The sequence below is a fragment of the Xanthomonas sp. SHU 166 genome, assembly GCF_000364685.1.
Lineage (GTDB): Bacteria > Pseudomonadota > Gammaproteobacteria > Xanthomonadales > Xanthomonadaceae > Xanthomonas_A > Xanthomonas_A sontii.
In genome coordinates this window covers 1-2,128 of record NZ_AQOJ01000615.1, presented here as the reverse complement: position 1 = coordinate 2,128, position 2,128 = coordinate 1, and the positions used below count along the sequence as shown (strand labels likewise).

General features: G+C 69.1%; 2 protein-coding genes. One reads left to right on the top strand and one right to left on the bottom strand.

The window, feature by feature from the left end:
- Positions 1-206: 206 nt before the first annotated feature.
- On the bottom strand, positions 207-686 hold the full coding sequence (locus tag D180_RS15065; protein ID WP_010344366.1) for a DUF3574 domain-containing protein: 480 nt from the start codon (positions 684-686) through the stop codon (positions 207-209).
- 243 nt (positions 687-929) lie between these two features.
- Between D180_RS15065 and D180_RS15060 the strand changes: the two genes are divergently transcribed.
- Positions 930-2,128: TonB-dependent receptor plug domain-containing protein (locus D180_RS15060; protein ID WP_017913447.1), on the top strand; the 1,199-nt coding region annotated here is incomplete at its 3' end.

Here is a 2,128-nt window from a genome sequence, read left to right as displayed (position 1 = left end):
CCCGCCCCTGCGGCTGCCGCAGACCCGACAGGTCCAGCGCATACACACTGCCCGGCGGCGACTGCGCATGCATCTGCTGCACGTGGTACTCCAGCAACCCGCGCACCGCCGGATCGTCCAACTCATCGGGCCGGATCACGAACAACCCAACAGTCACCGCGGTCCGCCCTTGCGAATCCCCACTCCCCACTCCCGAATCCCGGCAGTCAAAACGACACGTCCACCGCCTGCCGCGCCCACAGCACCGACTGGTGCCCGGTGGCCTGCTTCCACGCCAGCCGGATCGCCTCGATGTCGGCGCGGCGCTGCGGGGTGTCCTCGTGCAGGATCACCAGCACCTTGGTGTTGAGCCGGTTCGGCTCCTTGGCGCCGCGGAACAGCCACTGGCCGTAGGCATCGAACACGGTCAGGCCGTCGGGAAAGCGCGGCGTCACTTCCTTGTCCAGGAATGCGCGCCAGCGCGCCTCGCTGATCGGCTCGGCCTGCGGACGGTCGGCCGGGCCGCTTTCCTCGCCCACGCCGAAGTACAGCTCGCTGCGCACCCAGCCGCTGGCCTGTGCCGGCCGCGCCGCATCGCCCTGCATGGTCGCGCTGACCTTGCTCGGCGCGGTGGGCGCAGACGGAGCGACGCTGGCGCAGGCGCTCAGGGCCAGGAGGACGGCGATCAACGGGGCACGCAAGAGCATCGGCAAGGTCTCGGTCGGAAGGGGCAGGCAACACACGATCGTAGGCCAGGTACGGACCGGGCCGGATAACCGCCGGGCATGAGCTCATGCCCGGGCGCACCGAACACACGGCTCGCACATCGCCTTAACGTCGAGCTAATATATCGCTTCATCCGGATGGATGCAGCAACCTTTGCCGACCCCAGTCGCCGCCATGGCCGGCGCGGCCGGTCTCGATGGTCATCGTTTCAGGAGAGAACCCCCATGTCGTCCCCGTTCGTCAGGCCGCTGAGCCTGGCCATCGCCCTGGCCCTGGCGGCCCCCGCGTTCGCCCAGGACGCCACCCCGGCCACCGCGACCAACCTCGATACGGTGATCGTCACCGGCACCCGCGCCAGCGGCCGCACCGTGCTCGAATCCACCGCCCCGGTGGACGTGCTCAGCGCCGAGGACATCCGCAAGGCCGGCGTGGTCAACGGCGAACTCGGCAGCGCGCTGCAGGCGCTGCTGCCGTCCTTCAACTTCCCGCGCCAGTCCAACTCCGGCGGTGCCGACCACGTGCGCGCCGCACAGCTGCGTGGGCTCTCGCCCGACCAGGTGCTGGTGCTGGTCAACGGCAAGCGCCGCCACACCTCGGCCTTGGTCAACACCGACAGCAAGATCGGCAAGGGCACCACCCCGGTGGACTTCAACGCCATCCCGATCAGCGCGATCAAGCGCATCGAAGTGCTGCGCGACGGCGCCGGCGCGCAGTACGGCTCCGACGCGGTGGCCGGGGTGATCAACGTGATCCTCGACGACGACCCGGACAGCGGCGCGCTGGAAGCCAGCTACGGCGCCAACCACACCGACGTCAAGCCGATCCACCGCACCCTCACCGACGGCCAGACCGGGTATGCCAGCGGCAAGGTCGGCACGCGGCTGGGCGAGGATGGCGGTTTCTTCAAGGTCGGCCTGGAACTGAAGAACCACGAGGCCACCAACCGCGCCGGCTTCGACCAGATCCCGCCGTTCGAGGAACAGACCCCGGCCAACCTGGCCCTGGCCGGCAAGCGCAACTATGAACTCGGCGACGGTGCCAGCAAGGATCTCAACGCCTGGCTCAACGGCAAGCTGCCGTTCGGCCAGGGCAGCGAGGTCTATGCCTTCGGCACCTATAACCAGCGCGACACGCAGGGCGCCAACTACTTCCGCTACCCCGACGGCGCCGCCAACTGGACCCAGGTGTATCCGCAGGGCTACCGCCCGGTGTCGCTGGGCGAGAACCGCGATCTGCAGGCGGTGCTCGGCGCGCGCGGGCAATGGGGGGAATGGGCCTACGACGCCAGCCTCGACTACGGCCGCAACGACTTCACCTACCGGCTCAAGCATTCGCTCAACGCCTCGCTGGGCCCGGGCAGCCCGACCCGCTTCAAGACCGGCGACTACGCGTTCGCGCAAGGCGTGGCCAACCTCGACCTGAG

Excerpts from the sequence above, each read along its gene's own strand:
- D180_RS15065 (WP_010344366.1), bottom strand. The coding sequence starts at position 686 with ATGCTCTTGCGTGCCCCGTTGATCGCCGTCCTCCTGGCCCTGAGCGCC.